The sequence below is a fragment of the Flavobacterium sp. CFBP9031 genome (assembly GCF_034044945.1).
Taxonomy (GTDB): Bacteria; Bacteroidota; Bacteroidia; order Flavobacteriales; family Flavobacteriaceae; genus Flavobacterium.
Genome location: NZ_JAXCWF010000010.1, coordinates 61,211 through 87,922 on the forward strand (window position 1 = coordinate 61,211; position 26,712 = coordinate 87,922).

The window sequence follows — 26,712 nt, forward strand, 5'->3', positions numbered from 1 at the left end:
TTCAGTGTTCAGTTACAGTTTGACTTATATTATCTAAAGCAGTTCTCATTTAGCCAAAACTTAAACTTACTTAAATCACTTATATGGTTTACAAAAATATAAAATATACAATTTCAATTTTTTTGATGCTGACAACTTCGGTAATTATGGCGCAGGAAATTGTCGTACACGATCCTGTTGTTATTAAGCAAAAAGACACTTATTATTTGTATTGTACAGGGAACGGAATCAGTGTTTTTAGCTCGAAAGATTTAAAAAAATGGAACAAAGAACCACAAGTTTTCAAAGAAAAACCAGTTTGGGCAGATGGCGTTGCGGCCGATTTTAAAAATCATATTTGGGCGCCAGATATTTCATTTCACAACAATACCTATTATCTGTATTATTCAGTTTCGGCTTTCGCCAAAAACACATCGGCGATTGGCGTTGCGACTAATACAACTTTAGATCCAAAAGATAAAAATTACAAATGGGTTGATCACGGAATTGTCATTCAATCACAACCAAACAGAGATATGTGGAACGCTATTGATCCGAATCTAATTTTTGATGAAAACAACACGCCTTGGCTTTCTTTCGGTTCTTTTTGGGAAGGATTGAAATTGGTAAAATTAAATCCCGATTTAAAATCGATTGCAGAACCTCAGGAATGGCATACGATTGCAAAACGCAAAAGATCTTTTGAATTAGCAGACTCAGATCCGGGAGATGGCGCGCTGGAAGCTCCTTTCATTTTTAAGAAAAACGGATACTATTATCAATTTCTTTCTTGGGATTTATGCTGTCGCGGAGAAAAAAGCACTTACAAAGTGGTTGTTGGAAGATCAAAAAATGTAGCAGGACCTTATTTGGATAAAGAAGGGAAACAACTCGATCAAGGTGGAGGAAGTTTAGTAGTTGAAGGGGATGAAAATTACTTTGGCGTAGGCCATAACAGTGCTTATACTTTTGACGGAAAAGATTATATGTTTTATCATGCTTATGAAAAAAAGTCCAATGGAACGCCAAGATTAGTGGTTAGAGAAATTAAATGGGATGCCGATTTCTGGCCTGTTTTAAAATAGAATACAAATACAATGAAGAAATATAACTTACCAATTTTAACGATTTTGATGTTATTACTTGTTTTGGCTTCTTGTAAGGAAACCAAAAATAAAGTGGTGCAAAATAAAACATCGGCCTTAAAAGCAGGTTATGAAATCGAACCGGTTAACATTCAAAATGTAAAACTGACAGATTCTTTTTGGCTTCCAATTATCAAAAGAGTGCAGGAAGTAACAATCGAATATGCGATTAAGAAATGTGATGAAGAAGGTCGTTTTGAGAACTTTTTAATCGCTGGAAAACAGAAAACTGGAAAAGTGCGAGGCGATATGCCTTTTGATGATACCGATGTTTACAAAATCATAGAAGGAGCATCCAACACTTTAATCAGTGCTCCGAATCCGAAATTGGAAAGAGTTTTAGATTCGATGATTGCCATTGTAAAAATTGGTCAGGAACCAGACGGATATATTACCACTTGGAGAACGATAAATCCCGCAAAACCACCAGCACCTTGGGTTCCTGTAATTGAAGGAAAACGTTGGGAATCTTTGCAGATTAGCCACGAATTGTATAATCCAGGACATTTAATTGAAGCGGCAATCGTGCATTATGAAGCCACAGGAAAAACCAATTTTCTTGACATTGCGATAAAAGCTGCCGATATGCTGGTGCGAACTTTTGGAGATAATCCAGGACAGGTAAAAGGAGTTCCGGGGCATCAGATTGTAGAAACGGGCTTGATAAAATTATACCAGATTACAGGAAAAGAAGATTATCTGAAATTGGCAAAATACTATTTGGACAATCGCGGAAATCCGAACAATCATAAATTATACGGAGAATATGCACAGGATCATATTCCTGTAATTCAGCAAAATGAAGCTGTGGGGCATGCGGTTCGTGCCGTTTATATGTACGCAGGAATGACCGATATTGTTGCCATGACCAAAGATAAAGCCTATGAAAATGCCGTAAATAATTTATGGGATAATATGGTCAATAAAAAAATGTACATCACAGGCGGAATCGGTTCAAGACACGACGGTGAAGCTTTTGGAGCCAATTATGAATTACCAAATCTAACGGCTTACAACGAAACCTGTGCGGCAATTGGCGATGTATATTGGAATCATAGACTGCATAATTTATACGGGAAATCACAATATTTTGATGTCATAGAAAGAACGATGTATAATGGATTAATTTCGGGTATTTCGCTTGACGGAAAACAATTTTTCTATCCAAATGCCTTAGAAGCCGATGGTGTTTACAAATCAAACAGAGGCTCTTGCACGCGTCAGGCTTGGTTTGACTGCTCTTGCTGTCCAACTAATTTAATTCGTTTTATTCCGTCAATTCCAGGATTGATTTATTCGAAAACAAAGAACGATTTGTATGTGAATTTATATGCTTCAAACGATGCTTCTTTCACCTTAGGAAAAACCGATTTACAGATTTCGCAACAGACTTCTTATCCTTGGAACGGAAAAGTTAGAATCTCGGTTAATCCTAAAAAAGAAAGCCAATTCACGATTAAACTTAGAGTTCCAGGCTGGGCAAGAAATGAAGTTTTGCCAGGAGATTTGTATACGTATAAGAAGGCTTCAACTCAAAAACCAACCATTACTGTAAACGGAGAAATAGTAGCAATTCAGCCTGAAAATGGCTATTTCAATGTGACTAGAAGCTGGAAAAAAGGAGACAAAATAGCGCTTAATTTCCCGATGGAAGTTCAAGAAGTAGAGACTAATTCTAAAGTTGAAACAAACAAAAACAAAGTGTCTTTAGAATATGGTCCGATAGTATATGCTGTTGAAGAAATCGACAATAAAAACAACTTTGATAAAATCGACATTTCTTCTTCAGATACTTTCAAAGTGAGAAAAGAAGCCAATTTATTGCAAGGTGTAAATGTGATCGAAAATTCAAAATTCAAAGCCATTCCATATTATTCTTGGTCAAATCGTGGAGTTGGAAAAATGAAAGTGTGGATTGATTTTAAAGACTGAATTCCTCACAAATAAATTAAATTCAAACAAACCAGTATAACATGCAAACAAACCTATTAAAAAATTGGGCACTTTCGGCCATTGTTTTTGTAAGTGTTTCTTCTTGTACAGATAAAAAAGCAGAAAAAGAACTGTCTAAAGAAGTGGCTACTACAAAAACAACTTTAACTAATAAACCTATAGTCTTGCAAAGAGCAGATCCTTTTATCTATAAGCATACAGATGGGTATTACTATTTTACAGGATCGGTACCAACCTACGACGCTATAGAGTTAAGACGTGCAAAATCTATTGCTGAGCTTCAAAATGCTGAAACCTTTAGAGTATGGGAAAAACATAAAAGCGGACCAATGAGTCGTCATGTGTGGGCTCCTGAAATTCATTATTTAGATGGAAAATGGTACGTGTATTTTGCAGCAAGTGAAGAAGAGGATATTTGGAAATTAAGACCGTATGTTTTGCAATGTACAGGTCAGGATCCTTTACGTGACAAGTGGATTGAACTTGGGCAAATGCAGGCAGCTGATGCAGATCCGAAAAGCTTTACCGATTTTTCTCTGGACGGAACTGTATTTGAGCATAAAAATAAACGCTATTTCTGTTGGGCAGAAAAAACAGGCGGACAGTTCGCTGCTTCCAATTTGTATTTAGCCGAAATGGAATCGCCAGTAAAACTAAAAACAGTTCAATTCATGCTAACGACTCCCGATTATGATTGGGAACGCGTAGGTTTTTGGGTAAATGAAGGTCCTGCGGTTATTAAAAACAAAGGGAAAATTTACATTACTTTTTCGGCAAGTGCTACTGGTTCTTGTTACAGTATGGGAATGATGGAAGCAGATGAAAATGCTGATTTACTAGATAGAAATTCTTGGAAAAAATCTAGATATCCAGTATTAAAAACCAATGAAGCCAAAAAGATTTATGGGCCAGGACATAACTCATTCACTGTGGATGAAAACGGAGAACCATTAGTAATTTATCATGCAAGGGATTACGAAAAAGCTGTTGGTGATCCAAAAGTGGTGCCTGCAACAGATAAAAGACCGTTGAAAGAAATTATTGCAGATCCATTATATGATCCTAATCGTCATGCGAGAATGATGAAATTAAAGTTTGATGAAAACGGTAGACCAATATTCGAATTTAACTAAAAAGGCCAAATGGTAATGGCGAAAAATCATTTGCAGTACCAATCAAAATTAGTTCAAAAAAAGTCAGTTTTTGGTAAGCGGATGTAAAGTTCAGTATGATTTTTCAGCTTATTCTGTGGCTGTTTTGAAAATTAAGATGAAATAATCGCAACATTATAAATGTAACATTGACATTTATTTTTTGTTTTGATCATAAATCCTTGTTTTGATGCATTTTTTGTAAAAATTAAAGAACAGAATTTTGTTAAGTGTTTTTTATACACTTATAAATTATTTATAATTATATTTGTCAATATTTTAAAAATAAAATACGAATGAAAAATTATGTAATAGGATTGGACTACGGAACAGATTCTGTTCGCGCGGTGCTAATTGATACAGAAAATGGGCAGGAGCTAGCATCGAATGTTTCTCATTACAAAAGATGGAAAAACAAACAATATTGTGACGCTTCTATAAACCAATTTCGCCAGCATCCTTTGGATCATATTGAAGGATTGGAAACGACGATTCAAAACGTTGTAAAAGAAAGTAAAGTAGATCCTTCGTTAGTAAAAGGAATTTGTATTGATACAACTGGATCGTCTCCGGTGCCGGTTACAAAAGACGGAACGCCCTTGGCCTTGACAAAAGGTTTTGAAGAAAACCCAAATGCGATGATGGTTTTATGGAAAGACCATACTTCTATAAATGAAGCAAACGAAATCAACGAATTGGCAGTAAGCTGGGGTGGAGAAGATGTTACAAAATATGTGGGCGGAATTTATTCTTCTGAATGGTTTTGGGCAAAAATCCTTCATATTGCAAGACAAGACGAAGCGGTTAGAAATGCAGCGCACACCTGGATGGAGCATTGCGATTTAATGACGTATTTGTTAATTGAAGATAAAGATTTAAAAACCTTCAAAAGAAGCCGTTGCGCCGCAGGTCACAAAGCAATGTGGCACGCAGACTGGAACGGATTACCGCCAGTTGAATTCTTAGAAAAATTACATCCGTATTTAGCGCAGCTTCGCGGTAATTTATACGATGAAACTTATACCTCTGATTTAGTTGCCGGAAATTTAAGCAAAGAATGGGCAGATCGTTTAGGGCTTTCGACAGAAACTGTTGTGGCTGTTGGAACTTTTGATGCACATTCTGGAGCGGTTGGAGCTAAAATCGAAGAGAATACTTTAGTTCGTGTTATGGGAACTTCAACTTGTGATATCCTTGTTGGTTCTTATGATGAGGTGGGAACAAAAACGGTTCGCGGAATCTGCGGACAAGTTGACGGTTCTGTTATTCCGGGCTTTATTGGTTTAGAAGCAGGACAATCTGCTTTTGGAGATTTATTGGCTTGGTACAAAGAATTATTAATGTGGCCAACTGAACATTTATTAGGAACATCTTCTGTTTTAAATGAGGCTCAAAAAGAGCAGTTAAGAGAGGAATTCAGCGATAAATTAATTGTAGAATTAACGAAAGAAGCAGAGAAAATCCCCGTTTCAGAAAGTCTTCCAATTGCTTTAGATTGGATTAACGGACGCAGAACTCCAGATGCTAATCAGGAATTAAAAAGTGCGATTTCGAATCTTTCTTTAGGAACAAAAGCACCTCATATTTTTAAAGCTTTAGTAAACGCAATCTGTTTTGGAGCAAAGAAAATTGTAGATCGTTTTGAAGAAGAAGGTGTAAAAATCGACAGCGTAATTGGAATTGGCGGTGTTGCTAGAAAATCTCCTTTCATCATGCAGACTTTGGCTAATGTTTTAAATAAGCCAATTAAAATTGCAGCTTCAGATCAAACACCAGCTTTAGGAGCGGCAATTTATGCAGCCGTTGCAGCTGGAATTTATCCAAATGTAATCGAAGCAAGCCAGAAAATCGGAAGTGATTTTGATGGTGAATATTTCCCTCAGACAGACCAAGTTGAAGCGTATCATAAACTGCTTTTGGGATACGAAAAATTAAGTGCTTTTGCAGATCCAAACCTTAAAATATCGCAACATGAGCTCTCAATATAAAGATTTAAAACAAGAATGTTACGAAGCCAATATGCAGTTAAATGCATTGAATTTGGTGGTGTATACTTTTGGAAATGTAAGTGCCGTGGATAGAAAAAATGGTGTTTTTGCCATTAAGCCAAGCGGTGTTCCTTACGAAGATTTAAAACCTGAAGATATCGTAATTGTCGATTTTGATAATAATATTATTGAAGGTACAATGCGTCCGTCATCTGACACTAAAACGCATGCTTATTTATACAAACATTGGCCAAATATTGGCGGAGTGGCTCATACGCACGCTACTTATTCTGTGGCTTGGGCACAATCGCAACAAGATATTCCAATTTTCGGAACAACGCATGCCGATCATTTAACAGCAGATATTCCGTGCGCGCCGCCGATGGCAGATCATTTAATTGAAGGAAACTACGAACACAATACCGGAATTCAGATTCTAGATTGCTTCAAAGAAAAGAATCTTTCTTATGAAGAAGTAGAAATGATTCTGATTGGAAATCACGGTCCGTTTGCATGGGGAAAAAATGCAGCAAAAGCGGTTTATAATAGTAAAGTCTTAGAAGTTGTGGCAGAAATGGCTTACTTGACTTTACAAATAAATCCAAACGCACCAAGATTAAAAGATTCATTAATAAAGAAACATTACAACCGTAAACACGGAAAAGATTCGTATTACGGACAGTAGTGATTTTAGATTTTAGAGTGCAGATTTTAGATTAAAGAAAATAGAATAAAGAACAAAGAGTAAAGATTTTCGTTAATCGTGAATTTTAGATAAAGAAAAACGATTTGACGATTAAACAAATAAACGATTAAACAAAATGATAGATATATCTCAAAAAGAAGTATGGTTTGTAGTAGGAAGCCAGGAATTATACGGTGAAGAAACACTTAGAAAAGTAGCGGAACACTCTCAGATAATTGCAAAAGGATTAGACGCTTCGTCTTCAATTCCAGTAAAAGTGGTTTACAAAGATGTGGTGAAATCTCCATCGCAGATTTTAGATGTATGTTTGGCGGCGAATTCTACTAAAAACTGTATCGGAATTATCGCTTGGATGCATACTTTCTCTCCAGCAAAAATGTGGATTGGCGGTTTAAATATCCTTAAAAAACCATTATGCCATTTACACACACAATATAATGCTGAAATTCCGTGGGGAAGCATCGACATGGATTTCATGAACTTGAACCAATCGGCTCACGGAGATCGTGAATTCGGTTTTATCATGTCTAGATTACGTAAAAAACGTAAAGTTGTTGTTGGACATTGGGAAGATCAAAGAGTGCAGAAACAATTAGGAATCTGGTCAAGAGTTGTCTTAGGATGGGACGAACTTCAAAACTTAAAAGTTGCTCGTATTGGAGACAATATGCGTGAAGTTGCCGTAACAGAAGGTGATAAAGTGGAGGCTCAAATTCGTTTCGGAATGTCTGTAAACGGTTACGATTCTTCAGATGTTACCAAACATATCGAAAAAGTAACTGACAAAGAATTAAATGATTTATTAGCCGTTTACGAGCAATCATACAACTTAACAGATTCATTAAAAGAAGGCGGTGCACAAAGAAGTTCTTTGGTTGAAGCAGCAAAAATCGAATTAGGATTAAGAGCTTTCCTTGAAGAAGGAGGATTCGGTGCTTTTACAGATACATTCGAAAACCTTGGAGCTTGGAAACAACTTCCAGGAATTGCCACACAAAGATTAATGGCCGATGGTTATGGTTTTGGTGGAGAAGGAGACTGGAAAACAGCTGCAATGGTTAGAGCTTTAAAAGTAATGTGTATTGGTTTAGAAGGCGGAACTTCTTTCATGGAAGATTATACATACCATTTCACACCACAAAAATCATATGTTTTAGGATCTCATATGTTAGAGATTTGTCCATCTATTGCTGACGGAAAACCTTCATGTGAAGTTCATCCATTAGGAATTGGAGGAAAAGAAGATCCTGCTCGTTTGGTTTTTAATTCGCCTGCAGGAGATGCAATCAATGTTTCTTTGGTTGATATGGGAACTCGTTTCCGTTTAATCGTGAACGAAGTTGAAGCTATAAAACCAATGGCAGAATTACCAAAACTTCCAGTTGCTAGAGTTTTATGGGATTGTAAACCAAATTTAGAAGTTGCAGCAACAGCTTGGATTTTAGCTGGAGGAGCGCACCACACGGTTTACAGCCAGTCAATCACAACAGAATATATGGAAGATTTTGTAGACATCGCTGGAATCGAATTATTGGTAATCGATGAAAAAACGACTGTAAGAGAGTTTAAAGATAAAATCAATGCTAACGAAGCGTATTTCCATTTGTTTCAACACGGCCTGTAAGGCGGTAAAATGTAATTTGTAAGATGTAAAATGTGAAAAAACTTAAAAAGGTAATTTTTACATTTTTAAAATGATTAAATTTCACATCTAACAATTTACATCTAACATTTAACTTTTTTACAAACCCAAAATTATCATTTATGAATGTATTAAAACGCTCTCTTTTCATATTAAGCATGCTTGGTATTGCTATAGTTTCAGTTCAGTGTAAAGGCGATAAAAAAGCTGATACAGAAAAAACGGAAGCCGATGCAAAAGCTTTAGTTACAATTGACAAATCGGAATATGGAACTACTGCTAAAGGAGAAAAAGTAGAAAGCTATAAATTGAAAAACCAAAACGGGATGGAAGTGGACATCATCACTTTTGGTGGAAGAATTACAGATTTGAAAGTGCCTAATAAAGCAGGTGTTTCTGAAAATGTAGTAATTGGATTCAGTTCTTTGGCTCAATACGAAAAAGAAAACCCTTTCTTCGGAGCTTTGATCGGAAGATACGGAAACCGAATTGCCAAAGGTAAATTTTCATTAGATGGAAAAGAATATCAATTGGCTTTAAACAACGCCCCAAATGCTTTGCACGGAGGTCCACAAGGGTTTTTTAATGTAGTTTGGAAAGCAGATGAGGTTAAATCTGGTGATACAGCTTCTTTAAAATTATCTTATGTAAGTAAAGATATGGAAGAAGGTTATCCAGGAAACTTAAAGGTTTTTGTGACTTATACCTTGACAAATGATAATCAGTTGGAAGTGCTTTACGAAGCAACAACAGACAAAAAAACAGTTGTTAATTTAACTCAACATTCATACTTCAATCTATCAGGAGATTTTACCAAAACAATCTTGGATCATGAATTGACTTTAAATGCTGATAAATTAGTTCCAGTTGATGCAGATTTGATTCCTACAGGAAAATTAGAAGATGTTGCTGGTACGCCTTTCGATTTCAGAACTCCAAAATTAATTGGAAAAGATATCAATGCTAAAAATGAGCAGTTAGAAAAAGGAAAAGGTTACGACCACTGCTGGGTGTTGAATAACCCTGAAAAAGGAAAAACAATTATTGCAAAAGTCTACCACGCAGCAAGTGGAAGAGTTATGGAAATGACAACAGACGAACCTGGAATTCAGTTCTACTCTGGAAATTTCCTTGATGGAACTTTACCAATGCCAAATGGAGGAACTTTTGCACACAGAACAGGATTATGTCTAGAAACAGAACATTATCCAGATTCTCCAAACCAGAAAAATTTCCCAACAACGGTTTTAAACCCAGGAGAAAATTATAAAACGAAAACTACTTTTAAGTTTTCAGTAAAAAAATAGTTTTAGAATCTGTTTATTAATTTAGTAATTTTCTAAAAACCTCGAAAGTAATTGCTTTCGAGGTTTTTTGTTTGTAAATGTTAGAGCGCATACTTTCAATAAGTGTTTTGTTAATTTTTTTGGAATCTTTCTTACATTTGAGAAATAACTATCCTAAAAAAAAACTTACTTATGAAGAAACCAGTCAAATTGCTAATGGCCGTATTAGCTTATTCTATATGTGTAATAGCAAACGCTCAGGTTCAGATGAATTTTAAATTTGATACGCCTTATGGTAAAAATTCCGCTGTCGGAAAATTTGCCGAACTCAATGGTGCTAAAATCTACTATGAAGAATACGGAAAAGGCGAACCTTTGTTATTGATTCATGGAAATGGAGGAAATATTGAATCAATGGGAAATCAAATTGATTATTTTAAAAGTAAATACAGAGTTATTGCTGTTGATAGTAGGGGACAAGGCAAGTCGGAGCTGAAAACGGATTCTCTTACCTATGTGCAAATCACAAAAGATATGGAAGGATTGGTTAATCACTTAAAATTAGATTCGATAAGTGTTATTGGCTGGAGCGACGGAGGGATTGTTGGGTTGCAAATGGGGATTTCAGGAAAATCAAAAATAAAGAAAATTGTAGCGATGGGTGCCAATTTACAACCTGATTCCACGGCTATTTATTCGTGGGCGGCAAAAGATGTTCAGAATTTGAAAAAAATGATTGCTTCAAAAATTAAAGAAAAAGATACTAGCGAAAATTGGAGTCTAATGAAACAAACTGCAGGGCTTCTAGTAGATCAGCCTAGTATTGCAGTAAAAGATTTATCAAAAATTAAAGCAAAAGTACTTGTAATAGCTGGAGATAGAGATGTAATCAGAAATGCACATACAGTTGAAATTTTCGAAAATATACCTAAAGCACAGTTATGCATTATGCCTGGAGAGACTCATTTTGCACCCGCATCAAGTCCGGAATTGTTTAATGCATTAGCAAATAAATTTTTATCAGAACCTTTTAAAAGACCAGATTCAGATTGGACGAAATGGGGTAAATAAAATTGAATCAACAGAATTGTGTTATTTTAGCCATGAATTTCAACTTCATTGAATTCGTGGCTAAAAAACAAAAAAAATGACTTTCAAACACACATTCAAAGCAGAAGCAAATTGGACTTCAAGTCAAAAACAAGAAAATTCAGCTTCAAAATTCTACAGCAAAAGCCATCAAATCAAAATTGAAGGAAAACCTGTTTTAGACGTTTCGGCTGCTAAGGCTTTCAAAGGGGATCCAGAATTATACAATCCGGAAGATTTATTGTTAAGCAGTTTAGTTTCCTGCCATATGATGTCGTATTTATATGTCTGCTCTCAAAACGGAATAGAAGTTCTCGAATATTCAGACAACGCAGAAGCAACGCTCGAAGTAAATCCAGATGGAAGCGGGCGTTTTGTTGAAGCAAGATTATATCCGAAAGTAAAAATCTCAAATCCAGATCAAATAGAATTGGCTTTAGACTTGCATCATAAAGCAAATCAATTGTGTTTTATTGCTAATTCTTGCAATTTTCCTGTTTTGCATAATGGAAGTTGTGAAGTAGTATAAAAGAAAAAACCTCTTCCGTTAAGAAGAGGTTTTTCGTACCCGGAGCCGGAGTCGAACCGGCACGGTTTCCCACAGGTGTTTGAGACCAGCGCGTCTACCAATTCCGCCATCCGGGCTTAGCAGACGAAAAAATAACCAAAAGCGATTATTTTAACGCAATAGAATGAAGTCATAAATGGCGCCATTCCTTTAACACGGTGCAAATGTAAAAAATAATTTTAAACGAACTACTAAAAATACTTAAATTTTTGCTTTCAGTGTTCAATAAATTTTATAAATTTGCAGCTCGTTAAAACGAAGCACACACAACTAACTACATCCGAGACATTTATACGCATTCCGCTTTATTGAAATATAAAGCTGAATTTTTTTAAAAGTAACGGGATAAAACAACAAATTACAATGTCGCACCTAGAACCAGAAGCTAAAATTTTTGCTTGTTCACAAAGTGTTTATCTTGCAGAAAAAATTGCAAAAGATTACGGAATTCCGTTAGGAAAAGTAACGATGTCAACGTATAGTGATGGAGAATTTCAGCCGTCTTACGAAGAATCAATAAGAGGTTTACGAGTATTCATCGTATGTTCAACTTTTCCAAGTGCAGATAATCTGATGGAATTGTTGTTAATGATTGATGCGGCAAAACGTGCATCAGCAAGACATATTACAGCTGTTATGCCTTATTTTGGTTGGGCAAGACAAGATAGAAAAGACAAACCAAGAGTTCCAATTGGAGCAAAGTTAGTGGCAAACCTATTGACTGCTGCAGGAGCAACAAGAATCATGACTATGGATTTGCACGCAGACCAGATTCAAGGATTCTTTGAAAAACCAGTAGATCATTTATTTGCATCTACCATCTTTTTACCATACGTAGAAAGTTTAAAATTAGATAATCTAACAATTGCATCTCCAGATATGGGAGGTTCAAAAAGAGCATATGCTTACTCTAAGTTTTTAGAATCAGATGTAGTAATCTGTTACAAACAAAGAAAAGCAGCCAACGTTATCGACACTATGGAGCTTATTGGTGAAGTAAAAGGACGTAACGTAATCTTAGTAGATGACATGATCGATACAGGAGGGACTTTAGCGAAAGCGGCAGACCTAATGATCGAAAAAGGAGCGCTAAGTGTAAGGGCAATTTGTACGCACGCTATTTTATCTGGCGGAGCATACGAAAAAATCGAAAACTCAAAATTAACTGAGTTAATCGTAACAGATTCTATTCCGTTAAAGAAAGAGTCAAAAAAGATAAAAGTGGTAAGCTGTGCGCCTCTATTTGCTGAGGTTATGCAGATGGTTCACCACAACAATTCCATCAGTGGAAAATTCATTATGTAAAAGCAATAGGCTATAATAAGCTATCGCAATTACAAAAAAGCTTAAAGTGTAGTGCTTAAAGCTTACAAAATAGAATATTTATATTAATAACTATATTTTTTTTACAATGAAATCGATTACAATTAAAGGATCAGAAAGAGAAAGCGTGGGCAAAGTGTCAACTAAAGCCTTACGTAATGCTGGAGCGGTTCCTTGCGTGTTATACGGAGGAAATCAAGCAGTACACTTCTCAGCAGACGCTGCAGCGTTCAAAAACTTGGTTTACACTCCAAATGCACACACAGTTGTGATTGAGCTTGGAAAAGGAAAATCATTCAATGCAATTTTGCAAGATATCCAAGTTCACCCAGTAACTGACAAAATTTTACACATTGACTTCTTCCAATTATTTGATGATAAAGAAATCACAATGGAAGTTCCTGTGAAAATCGTTGGTACATCTAAAGGTGTTCTTGCGGGAGGTGTTTTACGTTTAAACCAACGTAAATTAAAAGTTAAAGCTTTACCAGCAAATCTTCCTGATTTCGTTGAAGCTGACATCACTCCACTTGAAATGGGTAACAAATTATACGTTACTAAAGTTGGAAAACCAGAGTACAAAATTATGCACCCAGACAACACTGTTGTTTGTCAAGTAAGAATTTCTCGTGCTGCTATGAAAGCTGCTCAAGAGGCTGCAAAAGCTGCAAAAGCTCCTGCAAAAGGAAAGAAAAAATAATTTTTTTTCAAACTATACAAAAAGCCTCAATCTTACGATTGGGGCTTTTTTTTGAGGTTCTGAGATGCTGAGTTGCTAAGGTTCTAAGTTTTTTACTGCAAAAGTGCCTCGACTCCGCTCAGCCTGACAAATAGTATACGTATTAGGTTGAGCGGAGTCGAAGCTACTTTAAGAATTCTCTAATTGCCACATTCTCAAATTCTCTAATTATTTTTTAGAAGCAGCAACTTTCCGTTTTCATAAGACGTAACATTCCTGCCATCCGCTGTATCTTTTCCTGGCTAAAGAAGCCAGAAAAAGGATGCCGCTCCTGTCAGGGCTAGCAAGAAAATATCTTTTTCATAAGATTCTAAGTTGCCAAGATTCTGAGGTGTTAAGTTTTTTTTCGTCATTGCCAGGCTGAGCGGAGTCGAAGCCCACTCAAAATATGGAATTTAGATTATCGAGCTTCTTGCATTTCTTTAATTTCGTTTAGGATGGCAATAAAATCTGCCAGAGACATTTTCTTTGTGCGCTTTGCAATCTCTATAGAAACTATTTCTTTGCGTTCTTCGCGTAAACCTTTGCGAACTTTGCGGTTAAATTTCACCCAGTAAACAATTCTCTAATTTTCACATTTTCAAATTATCCAATTGCCACATTCTCTAATTAATCTTACTTTTGCAATCATGATAAAATGGATAACAAAACTGTTTTCATCGCCATCAAAAGAAGGGAACACACAAGATAATAGCAAACCGGAGGTTCACGAACACCAAAAAAACAATATAGAAAGCGTGAGTAAAAAATATTTAATCGTCGGATTAGGAAATATCGGAGCCGAATACGTAAACACCAGACATAATATCGGATTTAAAGTCCTAGACTTTTTAGCAAAAAAAGAAGGACTTTCATTTGAAACCGTAAAATTAGGCGCTTTGGCTGAATACAAATTTAAAGGAAGAACCTTTTTTCTTTTAAAGCCAAACACTTACATGAACTTAAGCGGTAAAGCGGTAAAATATTGGATGGATAAAGAAAATATACCATTAGAGAATATTTTGGTCATTACAGACGATTTAAATCTGTCATTTGGCACTATTAGAATCAAACCAAAAGGAAGCGACGGTGGTCATAACGGTTTAAAAAACATTAATTTGGTTTTAAATACACAAAATTATACACGCTATAGATTTGGTATTAGTGATGAATTTAAAAAAGGGCAGCAGGTAGATTATGTTTTAGGAGAATGGACACCTGAAGAAGAAGCAAAACTTCCAGAACGTTTAGAAACTTCAGCAGAAATTATTAGAACTTTTGGAACGGCTGGTTTAGAAAATACAATGACAACATTTAATGGAAAATAAAGATTTTCAGATGTTTATATTGTAAAAATGTAAATTATCAGAGAATTTAATTCAATTATAACGAAATAGTATTTTCAATTCCAAAGTTAAATGTCTAAATTTGGGATAAATTATTTATAAACCATAAAAATCATAATACCATGGCTTTTGAATTACCACAATTACCTTATGCATACGATGCATTAGAACCACATATTGATGCACGTACAATGGAAATCCATCATACAAAGCACCACAACGCCTACACTACAAATCTTAACGCAGCTATTGCTGGAACAGATTTAGAAGGAAAAACAATCGAAAACATCTTAATCAACTTAGATAAATCTAACGCTGCAGTTCGTAACAATGGTGGAGGTTTTTACAACCACAATTTATTCTGGACTGTAATGTCTCCAAACGGAGGAGGATTGCCTACAGGTGATTTATTGGCTGCAATCGAAGCTTCTTTCGGATCATTCGAAGAATTTAAAGCAAAATTTGCTAAAGCTGGAGCTACACAATTCGGTTCTGGTTGGGCTTGGTTAACAGTTCAAAAAGGAGGGAAATTAGAAGTTGTAGGTACTCCAAATCAAGATAATCCACTAATGCCAGAAGTTGCTGGTAACGGTGGGACTCCAATCTTAGGAATGGACGTTTGGGAGCACGCTTACTACTTAAACTACCAAAACAGAAGACCAGATTATATTGAAGCTTTTTTCAGTGTAATTAACTGGACAGAAGTTGCTAGAAGATTTGCTTTAGACAAATAAGAAAATAGAATAAAGAATAAAGATAAAAGACGAGCCCAAGTGCTCGTTTTTTTTTATATATACATTTCGTCTATTCTCTTTCCTCTATTTTCTTTCCTCTATTTTCTTTCTTCTATTTTCTTTCTTCTATTTTCTTTCTTCTATTTTCTTTTCTATCTTCTCAAAAAAAAGAAAAATAAAAAAGGCAGATATTACTCTGCCTTTTTTGCCCCAAATCTACCATAAACTTAACCTACTAATGTTATGGTTCTGTAAAGGTATAGCAGATATTTTTTTGAATGAAACATTTCAGATAAAAGGCAAGTATATCCGATAAAAGACCTGTATTACCAGTTTTTAAAATTTCCTAGATTTATTTCAATAAAAAAGGCGGAATTTCTTCCACCTTTTTTGCCCCAAATCTACCATAAACTAACCTACTAATGTTATGGTTTAGTAAATGTATGGCAGTAATTTTTATAAAGAAAAATTTTTAGATGAAAAGCAATTATACTCGATGAAAAGTATTTAAGCAACTGTTTTTCAATTAATTACGATTAAAAAATAAAAAAGGCGGAAGTTACTCCGCCTTTTTTGCCCCAAATCTACCATAAACTAACCTACTAATGTTATGGTCTAGTAAATGTATGGCAGTTATTCTTGTGAAGAAAAATTTTTAGATAAAAGGTAAGTAAATCCGATGAAGAGATATAATCGGCTGTTTATAAATAGTTTGAGTTTATTCCAATAAAAAAGGTGGAATTGCTTCCACCCTTTTTGCCCCAAATCTACCATAAACTTAACCTACTAATGTTATGGTATTTCAAAAGTATCATAGCTTTTCAACTTCACCAAAGAAATAGGATGAACGGCAAAAAAAACCGATGAAATGCACAATTTAACCTTTTATTAGTATTTTATTAATACGCTCTAGCGTCTTTTCCTTCGTAAAAATTCATGAAAGCACGATTTACAACTCGATTTCCACCCGGAGTTGGGTAGTCTCCTGTAAAGTACCAGTCTCCTAAATTTTTAGGACATGCTTTGTGTAAATCGTCTACGGTTTGGAAGATGATTTTAACTTCAGCATTTATTTCTGGTGAGCTTAACATTTCTGCTATTTTATCTGAAATCTCCTCGTCTGTAAACTGGTCGTAAATTGCTGTTACGTAGTTTACAACATCTTTATCAAGGAAATTTTCTTGAGCTTTACATTTTGCATATACTTCATCTACAATATGGTAAAGATTTCTTTCTTTTAATAAAGCAAGAGCAGCTCTAAAAGCAACTAGGCCTTCTAGTTTTGCCATATCAATTCCGTAACAATCTGGATAACGAATTTGTGGTGCAGATGAAACGATTACGATACGTTTTGGTTTCAAGCGATCCATCATTTTAATGATACTCATTTTCAATGTAGTACCCCGAACAATACTGTCGTCGATAATTACCAAATTATCTTCTGGTTTAATTACACCATAAGTAACATCATAAACGTGAGCCACTAAATCGTCACGGCTGCTGTCTTCGGTAATAAAAGTTCTAAGTTTAGCATCTTTAATTGCTACTTTTTCAGTGCGAATTTTTACAGCTAAAAGTTCCTGAAGGGTTTCTGTCGTTAATGTATTTCTATTTTCAAGAATATAATTGTTTTTTCTCTGGTTTAAGAAATCCTGAGCAGCTTCAACTAAACCATAAAAAGAAGTTTCGGCTGTATTTGGAATATAAGAGAAAACAGTGTTATCTGTATCGCTATCAATAGCTTTAAGAACAGCTGGTAAAATTAATTTTCCTAAATCTTTACGTTCTTGGTAAATTTCGGCGTCGCTTCCTCTTGAGAAATAAATTCTTTCGAACGAACAAGCTTTTTTGATTGTTGGTTCCAAGATTTGATTCATAGAAACATTTCCGTTTTTCTTAATGATTAAAGCGTGGCCCGGATCGATTTCTTGAACACTTTCAAAAGGAACGTTGAATACAGTTTGAATAACAGGTCTTTCAGAAGCTACGACCACAACTTCATCATCTTGATAAAAGTAAGCTGGACGAATTCCTGCTGGATCTCTAAAAACAAAAGCATCACCATGACCTAATAAACCAGCCATTGCATAACCTCCATCTAAGTTTTTGGCCGAACGGCCTAATATTTTAGCGATATCCAAACGTTCTGCAATTACTGGAGAAGCTTCTCTTTTAGAATATCCTTCAGCTTTACAGTCTTGGTACAATTGCATTACTTCCTTGTCTAAGAAGTGACCAATTTTTTCCATTACCGTAACAGTATCAGCCATTTCTTTTGGATGCTGTCCTAATTCAACCAGATTTTCGAAAAGCTCCTTAACATTGGTCATGTTGAAGTTTCCTGCCAAAATCAAGTTACGGTGCATCCAGTTACTTTGACGTAAGAATGGGTGAACGCTTTCGATGCTGTTTTTTCCAAAAGTTCCGTAACGAACGTGGCCTAAAAACAATTCTCCAACGTACGGAATATTTGCTTTTAGTTCTTTCATGTCGTCTCCCAGTTCTGGATGCGCTTTTAGTTCTTCACTAACGCGCTCATTGATTTGTTTGAAAACATCTTGGATAGGTTGCGAATGATTTGATCGAACTCTGCTAATATAGCGCTGTCCAGGTTCAACATCAAATTTAATGCTAGCAAAACCAGCTCCGTCTTGTCCGCGGTTGTGCTGTTTTTCCATCATTAAATACATCTTCTGGATTCCGTAGAAAGCAGTTCCGTATTTTTCTTTATAATATTCAAGCGGTTTTAGTAGTCTAACTAAGGCTATACCACATTCGTGTTTTAAAGCGTCGCTCATTGTTTTTTGTTATTTGTGTGTTGTTGTAAGTTGTGTGTATTAACGTAATAAAAAAAGCCCCGTTTTATCGAGGCTCTTAGGCATTATATTTCTATGTCAAACTGAGTTAACGACTTAAATTGTTGTAATCGAATCGCTACTTCGGCTTTGCTTAATGTTTCCATCCTTTCAGTTCCAAATTTTTCAACGCAGAACGAAGCTAAATTTGAACCATAAATAATTGCATTCTTCATGTTGTTAAACGAGATGTTTTCGCTTTGCGCAATAAATCCAGAGAAACCACCTGCGAAAGTATCTCCAGCTCCAGTTGGATCAAAAACATCTTCTAATGGTAAAGCTGGTGCAAAGAATACTTCTCTGTTGTGGAATAAAAGTGCTCCGTGCTCTCCTTTTTTGATCACCACATATTTTGGCCCCATGTCTTGGATTTTAGAAGCTGCTTTTACTAATGAATATTCGCCAGAAAGCTGTCTAGCTTCTTCATCATTGATTGTAATAACATCTACACGTTTAATAACGTCTAATAATTCAGGAAGAGCGCAATCCATCCAAAAGTTCATTGTATCTAAAACAACTAATTTTGGTTTTTTCTCCATTTGATCTAAAACACTGCTTTGAACTAATGGATGTAAGTTTCCTAACATGACAACATCAGCATCTTTGTAGTTTTGAGGAACCTTCGGCTGAAAATCAGCTAAAACGTTCAACTCTGTTACAAGAGTGTCTCTAGAATTTAAATCGTTGTGGTATAAACCGCTCCAGAAAAAAGTCTTTCCTCCTTTTACAATTTCGATACCAGAGATATCAATATTTTTTGAAGTTAAAAGATCTAAATGTTCTTGAGGGAAATCGTCGCCAACTACAGAAACAATGGCCGATTCCAAGTTAAAAAATGAAGCTGATAAACCAATATACGTTGCAGCACCACCTAATATTTTATCTGTTTTTCCGAAAGGAGTTTCAATCGCGTCGAAAGCAACTGTTCCAACAATCAATAGTTTATTCATTTTATGAATTTCGAATTAGGGTGCAAAGATACTTCATAAGTTACAATCTTGCAATGGTTTAGGTTCTCAAAATTTTCTTAAAAAAATGACAACGATTTCGGAGTAAAACTATTGTAAATGAATTGGTTAAAATTGATTTTTTAACGAGATTAAAATATGTTTTTTAGATTTAAATTGCAAGTTTTTTGAAAATAATTGCGAATAATTTACAGTCGATTCTTCTATCTTAATTTTTTAAATGAAGAAGATTTTCTTTTTCGATTGAAACACGAAAAATTCTTGCGAATGATTTCTTAATTTGTTTTTCTATTTTTAATCCAATTGATTGCATCTTTCATAGGCTCTTCAGAGTCTGAAAATGCGGTATTATGACCCAAGTTTGGAAATAATTTATACTCATAAGGTTTCCCTTTAGATTTTAATGCATCAAGATATTCGATGGAAAGATCCGCAGGAACTTGAATATCCTTGCCTCCAAAAATCCAAAATCCAGGAATTGATACTTTAGCAAGTACATCTTTAGGATCTGTGTCGACAAACTCGTATTTATCAGGGTCATTGAATACATGTTTTCTTGCCTCTTCCTCTGAATGCGTATCCCAAAAAGAATTATTTCCATTTGTATAAAATTGGAATCTCAATTGTTCTTTAACTGTTATAAGAGCTCCGCTAAAGATGGTCATAAATTTAACTTTCTTATTTTTCTCTGCAGCCAATGGAATTATCCATCCCGCTTGACTGCCTCCAATTAAACCGATTGGTATTTTATTATTGGATAGAGATTTAGATAAATTATTTACAGCAGCACTCGCGTCTAAAGACAAAAGGTTTAGATTGGAGAAATCGACATTGTTAGTTCCTACTTCAGGTCCGGCATATACACCGCCTGATTCTCCGACTCCACGTTTATCATACGTTAAAACGGCAATTCCATTGTTGGCTAGAATTGTAGCAAAGTCTATCATTCTTTTTTCTTGCCCAGATCCATGAACAATAACAACGGCAGCCTCAATGTTGTTAGGTATAAAAACAGTTCCAGCGAGTGAAATTCCTTCACTAACAAATTTTATTTCCTTAGTAGTAAAGCTTGTTGAAATTGCTGATGCATAATTAGTGATAGAAAACAACAATATTAAAAGAGAATAGGTATATGTTTTTTTTGCTCTTAAAGAGTGTTTAAATATTGCCGTTTTATTTTTCATCTTTAAATCTATAGTTGATACTTCTTATCAAAATAATTTTTCAAAATCCCAACCTGAATCAAAATCATAATGGGAACAATTAAAATGGCATACAAAATGTTTTTAGAGAAATGAATTCCTGAAAAGGCTGTTGACATTCTATCAGAATATAATTTCCCAACTTCGTCAATTTTGAAATCAGTTTCTGAAACTGAGAATAGAGATACATAAATTACTAATGCCGCTACCGCCAAGCCGATCGAAATCCAGATTGGTTTAGAAATTAAAGGTTTGTATGTTTTCAATTTTTTCTCCTCTAAAATTTGAACATTTGCCATAATTTTTGAAGTGAAATCTATTGATGGTGACTGCAGTTTTTCCTCAGCCATCATTTTCTCAATAAGTTGTTCTATATTTTTATCGCTCTCTTTCATAACATTCTATTATTTCTGGTTCTAACTGCTGTCTCAAAATTACAGCTAATTTCTGTCGGCTCCTAAATAATTTTACTTTCGCATTATTGGCCGAAATGTTCATTATTTTTCCGATTTCCTCTAAATTCTGATCATCAAAATAAAATAAGGTTAAAAGGAAGTTTTCGTCACTGGGTAATAAATTTAAACATTTTTGAATGGTTTGCTTTCGTTCTTTTTCTTCCAAGGCGCTCAAAGCATTGTCCATTGTTTTGATTAAATGAGACGAAAAATCATCAATAGAAATATTTAAATCTTCTTTTTTATTTTTCTTTAAACGATCTAGACAAGTATTGTAAGCAATTTTATAAATCCAGGTCGAAAATTTAGATTCTCCTTTAAATTTAGTCAGCGAATTATAAATCTTTATAAAAGTGTCTTGTGCAACTTCTTCTGCTTCTTCCCGGTTTTTAACCATTTTAAGAGCCAAAGTAAAGATCATATCTTTATAACGATCCACAAGAACGGCAAACGCATTGGTCTCGCCTTGCAGAATTTTATCGATATAATGTTGATCAGGTATTGTGCTCATATTATATAGGACGACAAGTTGTTTGTTTAGGTTACAAGAAAATTGAAAATAAATTCCAATTTTCAGGAAAACTGCAAATATCAAATTCCAATTGCCACTCTTTAATATATAATTAAAGTACAGGAGTTGAACTTTGTCAAAGTTTTAAACTTTGACAAAGTTGTAGCGACGAATAAATTCAAGTCAAAATTAGTTGATTATCAGTTAGTTTTAGAGCTTGGAATTTAAAAATTGAAATTTTTCACCAAAAGTTGTAACCTGATTTTAAAAACCCTCGTCATATGGGATATATCAATCAATTAAAAACGTAAAATATCATGGACGACAAAATTTTAATTCCAATTAGCTTTTTCTTAATGATCTTCGGAATTGTTTATCTTATTTATTCAACAAGAAACAGAGAGCGTCTAGCTCTTATAGAAAAAGGAGTAGATGCCAGTATTTTTATTCAGGGAAAAGGAAATGGAGTTCCAGCTTGGAAAATCTTTGTAGTAAATCTAGCATTCTTATTAATAGGTAGCGGTGTTGGAATTTTTCTTGCGCTGTTAATTACAACTTATACCTCTTTAAACGATGGAGCGGTTTATCCTTCAATCATTTTTATCATGGCGGGAATCGGACTTTTGACTGGATTTAAAACAGCAAAAGATTTGGATAAAGAGTAAATAAAAATAAAGTTAGTACAAAAAACGCATCAAGTAATTGATGCGTTTTTTTTATTCTTTTGATCCGATGGTTTCGTAATAAACATCAACGGAAAGTTTTGGTTGCATAGATGCCATAACAGCCAATTGATCGCAACGCTCATTTTGCGGATGATTGTTGTGGCCTTTAATCCATTTAAAGTCGACTTGATGTTTGCGGTACACAATTAGAAAACGTTTCCATAGATCTGGATTTTTTTTATCCTTGTATCCTTTTTTCTCCCAGCCAAAAACCCATTTTTTTTCGACAGAATCTACAACGTATTTAGAATCGGAAACTACAAGGACTTTCATATTTGGTTTTTTGAGTTTCTCTAAGCCTACAATTACGGCTAGAAGTTCCATTCTATTATTGGTAGTAAGACGAAAACCTTCGTAAAATTCTTTTTTATGAGGAGTGCCAACCAATTCCATTACCACGCCGTAACCTCCATTACCAGGATTTCCTTTTGCTGCGCCATCTGTATATATATGTACTTCGTGATTCATTTAATTTTAGATTTTAGATTTCAGATTGATCTAAAATTGATTTTTGTAATTGATTTTTGAATTGATTTATTTTTCCAATATTCTATGAATAATCTCTGGAAAATGTTTCTGCTCCAGTTCATGAATCTTTTCTGCAACTGTTTCAGGTGTGTCTTCATCAGTTAAGGCAACATTTGCTTGAAAGATAATGGCACCTTCATCATAGTTTTCATTAACGTAATGAATCGAGATTCCTGTTTCTTTCTCCTTATTATTTACAATTGCTCTATGAATGTGCATTCCGTACATTCCTTTACCTCCGTAATTAGGTAAAAGTGCAGGATGTATATTAATTATTTTGTTTGGATATTGTTCGATTATGTTTTCTGGGAACTTTAGTAAGAAGCCAGCCAAGATTATTAAATCTGGGTCGATTTCTTGTACTTTTTGTAGTACGTTTCTTTCTAAAAGTTCGTTTTTTGAGAAGATTTCGACTGGAATTTGATGATTTTTTGCTCTTTCAATCACTTTTGCCGAAGCATTATTTGTAAATACCGAAACGACCCTTGCAATTTCGGTGTTCGAAAAATATTTCATAATGTTCTCTGCGTTAGTTCCTGATCCTGAGGCGAAAACGATAATTTTTTTCATAGGGTTGTGTGTTTTAAGACTGCAAAAAACGGAATAAAAATCGAAAATAAATAGCTTTAAAAGACCTTTCTTGAAATTAATTTTATAAATTAGTGTCACATTTATAAACTAAATAGTTGTTTTAAAATAAAGTTTTTTATTTTTGCCAACAAATTAAATTCTAAAATTAAAGATTATGTCAGACATTGCATCAAGAGTAAAAGCGATTATCGTAGACAAATTAGGTGTTGACGAAAACGAAGTTGTAACAGAAGCAAGCTTCACTAATGATTTAGGAGCTGACTCATTAGACACTGTTGAGCTTATTATGGAATTCGAAAAAGAATTTGATATTCAAATTCCAGACGATCAAGCAGAAAACATTGCTACTGTTGGTCAAGCTATTTCTTATATCGAAGAAGCAAAAAAATAATAATACCACACCCGATTTCTAAAAATCCCAATTTTTGAAATTCCAAATTCCAATTGGAATTTGATTTTTGAAATTTGAAATTTTTAAGAGTCGGGTGTTATTATTTTTTAAATTTTTAAATTTCGATTGATTTTCAATCAAACAAGATATATTTATATAAATACCCATGGCTCTTAAGTAGCAATACGATTAAGAAAGCAATGGGTTTTATTTGTTTAAGACACAAAATACATATTTATGGCATTAAGGCGAGTTGTTGTAACAGGATTAGGTGCACTTACTCCTATTGGGAATAATATCCAGGAATATTGGAATGCACTTGTGAATGGAGTTAGCGGAGCCGCTCCGATCACATATTATGATACCGAGAAACACAAAACGAAATTTGCCTGCGAAGTAAAAAACTTCAATATTGAAGATTACATGGATCGCAAGGAATCTCGTAGATTAGATAAGTTTGCACAATATGCAATTGCTGCCAGTGATGAAGCTATTAAAGATGCTGGAATCACAAATGATAACGTAAACAAACAAAGAGTTGGTGTTATCTGGGGAGCAGGAATTGGAGGTTTAGAAACTTTTCAGGATGAAGTATTGTATTATGCAAAAGGCGATGGAACTCCAAAGTTCAATCCTTTCTTTATACCTAAAATGATTGCCGATATTGCTCCTGCGCATATTTCTATGCGTAACGGGTATATGGGACCAAATTATACAACGGTTTCTGCTTGTGCATCTTCTGCAAATGCATTAATCGATGCTTTCAACTACATTCGTTTAGGAATGTGCGACGTTATTGTTTCTGGTGGTTCTGAAGCTGCAGTTACAATTGCTGGTATGGGAGGATTTAGCTCAATGCACGCTTTATCTACAAGAAACGAAAGCCCAGAAACGGCTTCAAGACCTTTTGACGCAACTAGAGATGGTTTCGTTTTAGGAGAAGGAGCAGGAGCTTTAGTTCTTGAAGATTATGAGCATGCTAAAGCAAGAGGTGCAAAAATCTACTGCGAAATTGGCGGTGGAGGTATGTCATCTGATGCTTACCACTTAACTGCACCACATCCAGAAGGAATTGGAGTTATTGCAGTAATGGAAAACACATTGAGAGATGCTGGTATGACACCTGATCAAGTTGATCATATCAATACTCACGGAACTTCTACTCCATTAGGAGACGTTGCAGAGTTAAAAGCAATTAGTAAAGTTTTTGGTGATCATGCTAAAAACATCAACATCAACTCTACAAAATCTATGACAGGACACTTACTTGGTGCTGCCGGAGCTATTGAAGCAATTGCTTCTATCTTGGCAATGCAACACGGTATTGTTCCTCCAACGATTAACCATACAGTTGTTGACGAAAACATTGACCCATCTTTAAACCTTACTCTAAACAAACCTCAAAAAAGAGAAGTAAATGTTGCTATGAGTAATACATTTGGTTTTGGTGGACACAATGCTTGTGTATTGTTTAAAAAACTAGCTGATTAATTTTCTGTATATGAATATTATCAAAAAAATATTTTCTAAATCCCGTTCTCTAGAAGACGGGATTTTTTTTGACACTATTCAGAAAATTCTTGGTTTTCCGCCTACAAATGTTGATTTTTATCGAAGAGCTTTCACACATCGCTCTTCTAATAAATTGGATCAAAATGGGCACCCTATAAATTACGAACGCTTAGAATTTTTAGGAGATGCGATGTTAAGTGCCGTTATTGCTGCACATTTATTTAATAAAGCTCCAAATGGCGATGAAGGTTATTTAACCAAAATGCGTTCGAAAATTGTGAGCCGAGAACATTTGAACGAATTAGGAAAAGATTTAAATTTAGTACAGTTTGTAGAAAGTAAAGTGCCTATTCAACACTTTGGAGAAAACATTCATGGTAATATTTTTGAGTCTTTAATTGGAGCAATTTACTTAGATAAAGGCTATTCTTTTTGCGAGAAATTCATCCAGAAAAGAGTAGTCACTCCTTATGTCGATATTGCTCGACTAGAAGGAAAAGTTATAAGTTATAAAAGCCTTGTTATCGAATGGTGTCAGAAGGAAAAAAGAGTTTTTCATTATGACATTTTTGAAGACAATGGTATAGACGGCCAGCGTTTATTTGGTGTCAAATTGAGTATTGATGATAAAGTTGTCGCAAGAGCGCGCGCAACATCAAAAAAGAAAGCAGAAGAAAAAGCATCGCAAAGAGCTTATTTTGCATTTCAAGAGAAAATTGACAAGAAATAGCTGCAAAAATGTTGTAACTATCACAAGGCTACAACGTTTTCGTTTATAATTTAACAAAACAAGCATGTCATAACTGTTGATGCTCCGTTTAGAAATAGTATATTTACAACTTGATTTTTCAAGACATGGCTATTCATAAATTGGATTTAGACGAATTTGACGAAATTGATTATTATTTAATGGCAATTCATACTTCATTAGAAGATTATAGATTAGCCTATTTTATCAATAAAATCCTTCCGATCAACTTAAGTAAGAGCAAAAACGAGATCCATGCTCAAACTAAGGAAGGTGAAGCAAATTTTTCCAGATTCTATTATTATGATGAAGAAAAAGCTGTTTCCTGGAATTTAATTCAGAATAAAAATGAAATCATTTCTGTGAGTACAAATGATTTTCAGAATTTGTTTTCTAATGAAACAAGTGAGGTTTCTACAACAATTCATTTACTTCCTGAATTTAAAAAAGTCGATTTTTTCCTGAAAATTGATAATAGCGAAGAGGCGCTTAATTTTTCAGAAATTCAACAAAAATTAAACACAATAGAAAGTATTGCGGCTATTTATGCCGTTGATACAGACAAAATAAAATCAAAAAACAATCTAATTTTTTAAAA

Annotated in this window: 25 protein-coding genes and 1 tRNA gene; 18 read left to right on the forward strand and 8 right to left on the reverse strand. The window is 34.6% G+C overall.

The annotated features are described in order from the left end of the window. The first annotated feature begins 83 nt into the window (after positions 1–83). The 9 genes from SOM12_RS16900 (at position 84) to SOM12_RS16940 (ending at position 11,468) form a co-directional block, all read left to right on the forward strand. Complete coding sequence (locus tag SOM12_RS16900; protein WP_320494384.1) at positions 84–1,064, forward strand: arabinan endo-1,5-alpha-L-arabinosidase; 981 nt, start codon at positions 84–86, stop codon at positions 1,062–1,064. A 12-nt stretch (positions 1,065–1,076) separates the two neighbouring features. After that, entirely contained in the window at positions 1,077–3,056 is a 1,980-nt protein-coding gene (locus SOM12_RS16905; RefSeq protein WP_095930672.1) for a glycoside hydrolase family 127 protein, read from the forward strand. A 41-nt stretch (positions 3,057–3,097) separates the two neighbouring features. Continuing rightward, positions 3,098–4,210: a family 43 glycosylhydrolase gene (locus SOM12_RS16910; RefSeq protein ID WP_320494385.1), complete on the forward strand. Its 1,113-nt coding sequence runs from the start codon at positions 3,098–3,100 to the stop codon at positions 4,208–4,210. A gap of 314 nt (positions 4,211–4,524) precedes the next feature. Continuing rightward, on the forward strand, positions 4,525–6,216 hold the full coding sequence (locus tag SOM12_RS16915; RefSeq protein ID WP_320494386.1) for a ribulokinase: 1,692 nt from the start codon (positions 4,525–4,527) through the stop codon (positions 6,214–6,216). Beyond that, the gene (locus tag SOM12_RS16920) at positions 6,200–6,901 is read left to right on the forward strand and encodes an L-ribulose-5-phosphate 4-epimerase (RefSeq protein ID WP_320494387.1); all 702 of its coding nucleotides are present in this window, start codon (positions 6,200–6,202) and stop codon (positions 6,899–6,901) included. Before SOM12_RS16915 ends, SOM12_RS16920 begins: the two co-directional genes overlap by 17 nt. Positions 6,902–7,037: 136 nt before the next feature. Next, entirely contained in the window at positions 7,038–8,546 is a 1,509-nt protein-coding gene (araA, locus tag SOM12_RS16925; protein ID WP_320494388.1) for an L-arabinose isomerase, read from the forward strand. Between the two features lie 140 nt (positions 8,547–8,686). Next, positions 8,687–9,871 carry an aldose epimerase family protein gene (locus SOM12_RS16930; protein ID WP_320494389.1) on the forward strand — a complete coding sequence of 395 codons (1,185 nt, stop codon included), beginning with the start codon at positions 8,687–8,689 and terminating at the stop codon, positions 9,869–9,871. 171 nt (positions 9,872–10,042) lie between these two features. Further along, a complete protein-coding gene (locus tag SOM12_RS16935) occupies positions 10,043–10,921 on the forward strand; it encodes an alpha/beta fold hydrolase (protein WP_320494390.1) in 879 nt (292 codons plus the stop codon). Positions 10,922–10,997: 76 nt separating this feature from the next. Further along, entirely contained in the window at positions 10,998–11,468 is a 471-nt protein-coding gene (locus SOM12_RS16940) for an OsmC family protein (RefSeq protein ID WP_320494391.1), read from the forward strand. A gap of 36 nt (positions 11,469–11,504) precedes the next feature. Here SOM12_RS16940 and SOM12_RS16945 read toward each other — a convergent pair. Then, positions 11,505–11,584 (reverse strand) — tRNA-Leu (locus SOM12_RS16945). Between the two features lie 286 nt (positions 11,585–11,870). Here SOM12_RS16945 and SOM12_RS16950 point away from each other — a divergent pair. The 4 genes from SOM12_RS16950 (at position 11,871) to SOM12_RS16965 (ending at position 15,628) form a co-directional block, all read left to right on the forward strand. Then, on the forward strand, positions 11,871–12,812 hold the full coding sequence (locus tag SOM12_RS16950; RefSeq protein WP_095930679.1) for a ribose-phosphate pyrophosphokinase: 942 nt from the start codon (positions 11,871–11,873) through the stop codon (positions 12,810–12,812). Positions 12,813–12,918: 106 nt separating this feature from the next. Continuing rightward, positions 12,919–13,530, forward strand: coding sequence for a 50S ribosomal protein L25/general stress protein Ctc (locus SOM12_RS16955; protein ID WP_026727205.1), 612 nt, complete (start codon positions 12,919–12,921; stop codon positions 13,528–13,530). Positions 13,531–14,198: 668 nt separating this feature from the next. Further along, complete coding sequence (pth, locus tag SOM12_RS16960) at positions 14,199–14,876, forward strand: aminoacyl-tRNA hydrolase (RefSeq protein ID WP_095930680.1); 678 nt, start codon at positions 14,199–14,201, stop codon at positions 14,874–14,876. A gap of 140 nt (positions 14,877–15,016) precedes the next feature. Continuing rightward, the gene (locus SOM12_RS16965) at positions 15,017–15,628 is read left to right on the forward strand and encodes a superoxide dismutase (protein ID WP_095930681.1); all 612 of its coding nucleotides are present in this window, start codon (positions 15,017–15,019) and stop codon (positions 15,626–15,628) included. An 899-nt stretch (positions 15,629–16,527) separates the two neighbouring features. Here SOM12_RS16965 and SOM12_RS16970 read toward each other — a convergent pair. The 5 genes from SOM12_RS16970 to SOM12_RS16990 all read right to left on the reverse strand — a co-directional run bounded on the left by SOM12_RS16970 (position 16,528) and on the right by SOM12_RS16990 (position 21,619). Further along, complete coding sequence (locus SOM12_RS16970) at positions 16,528–18,426, reverse strand: amidophosphoribosyltransferase (protein ID WP_248728938.1); 1,899 nt, start codon at positions 18,424–18,426, stop codon at positions 16,528–16,530. A gap of 83 nt (positions 18,427–18,509) precedes the next feature. Further along, positions 18,510–19,433: a PfkB family carbohydrate kinase gene (locus SOM12_RS16975; protein ID WP_320494395.1), complete on the reverse strand. Its 924-nt coding sequence runs from the start codon at positions 19,431–19,433 to the stop codon at positions 18,510–18,512. 293 nt (positions 19,434–19,726) lie between these two features. Beyond that, positions 19,727–20,635: an alpha/beta hydrolase family protein gene (locus SOM12_RS16980; RefSeq protein ID WP_320494396.1), complete on the reverse strand. Its 909-nt coding sequence runs from the start codon at positions 20,633–20,635 to the stop codon at positions 19,727–19,729. 8 nt (positions 20,636–20,643) lie between these two features. Further along, positions 20,644–21,048, reverse strand: a complete 405-nt coding sequence (locus SOM12_RS16985) for a hypothetical protein (protein ID WP_095930685.1) — start codon at positions 21,046–21,048, stop codon at positions 20,644–20,646. Further along, positions 21,032–21,619, reverse strand: coding sequence for an RNA polymerase sigma factor (locus SOM12_RS16990; RefSeq protein WP_095930686.1), 588 nt, complete (start codon positions 21,617–21,619; stop codon positions 21,032–21,034). The genes SOM12_RS16985 and SOM12_RS16990 overlap by 17 nt, the downstream gene beginning before the upstream one ends. A gap of 317 nt (positions 21,620–21,936) precedes the next feature. Between SOM12_RS16990 and SOM12_RS16995 the strand changes: the two genes are divergently transcribed. Next, a complete protein-coding gene (locus tag SOM12_RS16995) occupies positions 21,937–22,284 on the forward strand; it encodes a DUF6249 domain-containing protein (protein ID WP_095930687.1) in 348 nt (115 codons plus the stop codon). A gap of 51 nt (positions 22,285–22,335) precedes the next feature. On the opposite strand, the gene rnhA is transcribed toward SOM12_RS16995, so the two are convergent. Both rnhA and purN read right to left on the reverse strand, forming a co-directional pair. Further along, a complete protein-coding gene (rnhA, locus tag SOM12_RS17000) occupies positions 22,336–22,812 on the reverse strand; it encodes a ribonuclease HI (RefSeq protein ID WP_095930688.1) in 477 nt (158 codons plus the stop codon). A 66-nt stretch (positions 22,813–22,878) separates the two neighbouring features. Beyond that, on the reverse strand, positions 22,879–23,442 hold the full coding sequence (purN, locus tag SOM12_RS17005; protein ID WP_320494398.1) for a phosphoribosylglycinamide formyltransferase: 564 nt from the start codon (positions 23,440–23,442) through the stop codon (positions 22,879–22,881). Positions 23,443–23,617: 175 nt separating this feature from the next. Here purN and SOM12_RS17010 point away from each other — a divergent pair, with 175 nt between their 5' ends. From SOM12_RS17010 to SOM12_RS17025, 4 genes are all read left to right on the forward strand, one after another. Continuing rightward, positions 23,618–23,854, forward strand: a complete 237-nt coding sequence (locus SOM12_RS17010; protein WP_007137004.1) for an acyl carrier protein — start codon at positions 23,618–23,620, stop codon at positions 23,852–23,854. 237 nt (positions 23,855–24,091) lie between these two features. After that, a complete protein-coding gene (gene fabF / locus SOM12_RS17015; protein WP_111368511.1) occupies positions 24,092–25,345 on the forward strand; it encodes a beta-ketoacyl-ACP synthase II in 1,254 nt (417 codons plus the stop codon). Positions 25,346–25,355: 10 nt separating this feature from the next. After that, the gene (gene rnc / locus SOM12_RS17020) at positions 25,356–26,096 is read left to right on the forward strand and encodes a ribonuclease III (protein ID WP_095930691.1); all 741 of its coding nucleotides are present in this window, start codon (positions 25,356–25,358) and stop codon (positions 26,094–26,096) included. 125 nt (positions 26,097–26,221) lie between these two features. Continuing rightward, positions 26,222–26,710 carry an IPExxxVDY family protein gene (locus SOM12_RS17025; protein WP_095930692.1) on the forward strand — a complete coding sequence of 163 codons (489 nt, stop codon included), beginning with the start codon at positions 26,222–26,224 and terminating at the stop codon, positions 26,708–26,710. Positions 26,711–26,712 lie beyond the last annotated feature (2 nt).

Bases quoted from the DNA above. Each gene is read 5' to 3' on its own strand.
- rnhA (WP_095930688.1), bottom strand. From the start codon at position 22,812: ATGAATCACGAAGTACATATATATACAGATGGCGCAGCAAAAGGAAAT.
- SOM12_RS17025 (WP_095930692.1), top strand. From the start codon at position 26,222: ATGGCTATTCATAAATTGGATTTAGACGAATTTGACGAAATTGATTAT.
- purN (WP_320494398.1), bottom strand. From the start codon at position 23,442: ATGAAAAAAATTATCGTTTTCGCCTCAGGATCAGGAACTAACGCAGAG.
- SOM12_RS16985 (WP_095930685.1), bottom strand. From the start codon at position 21,048: ATGAAAGAGAGCGATAAAAATATAGAACAACTTATTGAGAAAATGATG.
- SOM12_RS16965 (WP_095930681.1), top strand. From the start codon at position 15,017: ATGGCTTTTGAATTACCACAATTACCTTATGCATACGATGCATTAGAA.
- SOM12_RS16900 (WP_320494384.1), top strand. From the start codon at position 84: ATGGTTTACAAAAATATAAAATATACAATTTCAATTTTTTTGATGCTG.
- SOM12_RS16940 (WP_320494391.1), top strand. From the start codon at position 10,998: ATGACTTTCAAACACACATTCAAAGCAGAAGCAAATTGGACTTCAAGT.
- araA (WP_320494388.1), top strand. From the start codon at position 7,038: ATGATAGATATATCTCAAAAAGAAGTATGGTTTGTAGTAGGAAGCCAG.
- SOM12_RS17010 (WP_007137004.1), top strand. From the start codon at position 23,618: ATGTCAGACATTGCATCAAGAGTAAAAGCGATTATCGTAGACAAATTA.
- SOM12_RS16950 (WP_095930679.1), top strand. From the start codon at position 11,871: ATGTCGCACCTAGAACCAGAAGCTAAAATTTTTGCTTGTTCACAAAGT.
- SOM12_RS16930 (WP_320494389.1), top strand. From the start codon at position 8,687: ATGAATGTATTAAAACGCTCTCTTTTCATATTAAGCATGCTTGGTATT.
- SOM12_RS16980 (WP_320494396.1), bottom strand. From the start codon at position 20,635: ATGAAAAATAAAACGGCAATATTTAAACACTCTTTAAGAGCAAAAAAA.
- rnc (WP_095930691.1), top strand. From the start codon at position 25,356: ATGAATATTATCAAAAAAATATTTTCTAAATCCCGTTCTCTAGAAGAC.
- SOM12_RS16910 (WP_320494385.1), top strand. From the start codon at position 3,098: ATGCAAACAAACCTATTAAAAAATTGGGCACTTTCGGCCATTGTTTTT.
- SOM12_RS16990 (WP_095930686.1), bottom strand. From the start codon at position 21,619: ATGAGCACAATACCTGATCAACATTATATCGATAAAATTCTGCAAGGC.
- SOM12_RS16955 (WP_026727205.1), top strand. From the start codon at position 12,919: ATGAAATCGATTACAATTAAAGGATCAGAAAGAGAAAGCGTGGGCAAA.
- SOM12_RS16935 (WP_320494390.1), top strand. From the start codon at position 10,043: ATGAAGAAACCAGTCAAATTGCTAATGGCCGTATTAGCTTATTCTATA.
- SOM12_RS16915 (WP_320494386.1), top strand. From the start codon at position 4,525: ATGAAAAATTATGTAATAGGATTGGACTACGGAACAGATTCTGTTCGC.
- SOM12_RS16995 (WP_095930687.1), top strand. From the start codon at position 21,937: ATGGACGACAAAATTTTAATTCCAATTAGCTTTTTCTTAATGATCTTC.
- pth (WP_095930680.1), top strand. From the start codon at position 14,199: ATGATAAAATGGATAACAAAACTGTTTTCATCGCCATCAAAAGAAGGG.
- SOM12_RS16920 (WP_320494387.1), top strand. From the start codon at position 6,200: ATGAGCTCTCAATATAAAGATTTAAAACAAGAATGTTACGAAGCCAAT.
- SOM12_RS16975 (WP_320494395.1), bottom strand. From the start codon at position 19,433: ATGAATAAACTATTGATTGTTGGAACAGTTGCTTTCGACGCGATTGAA.
- fabF (WP_111368511.1), top strand. From the start codon at position 24,092: ATGGCATTAAGGCGAGTTGTTGTAACAGGATTAGGTGCACTTACTCCT.
- SOM12_RS16970 (WP_248728938.1), bottom strand. From the start codon at position 18,426: ATGAGCGACGCTTTAAAACACGAATGTGGTATAGCCTTAGTTAGACTA.
- SOM12_RS16905 (WP_095930672.1), top strand. From the start codon at position 1,077: ATGAAGAAATATAACTTACCAATTTTAACGATTTTGATGTTATTACTT.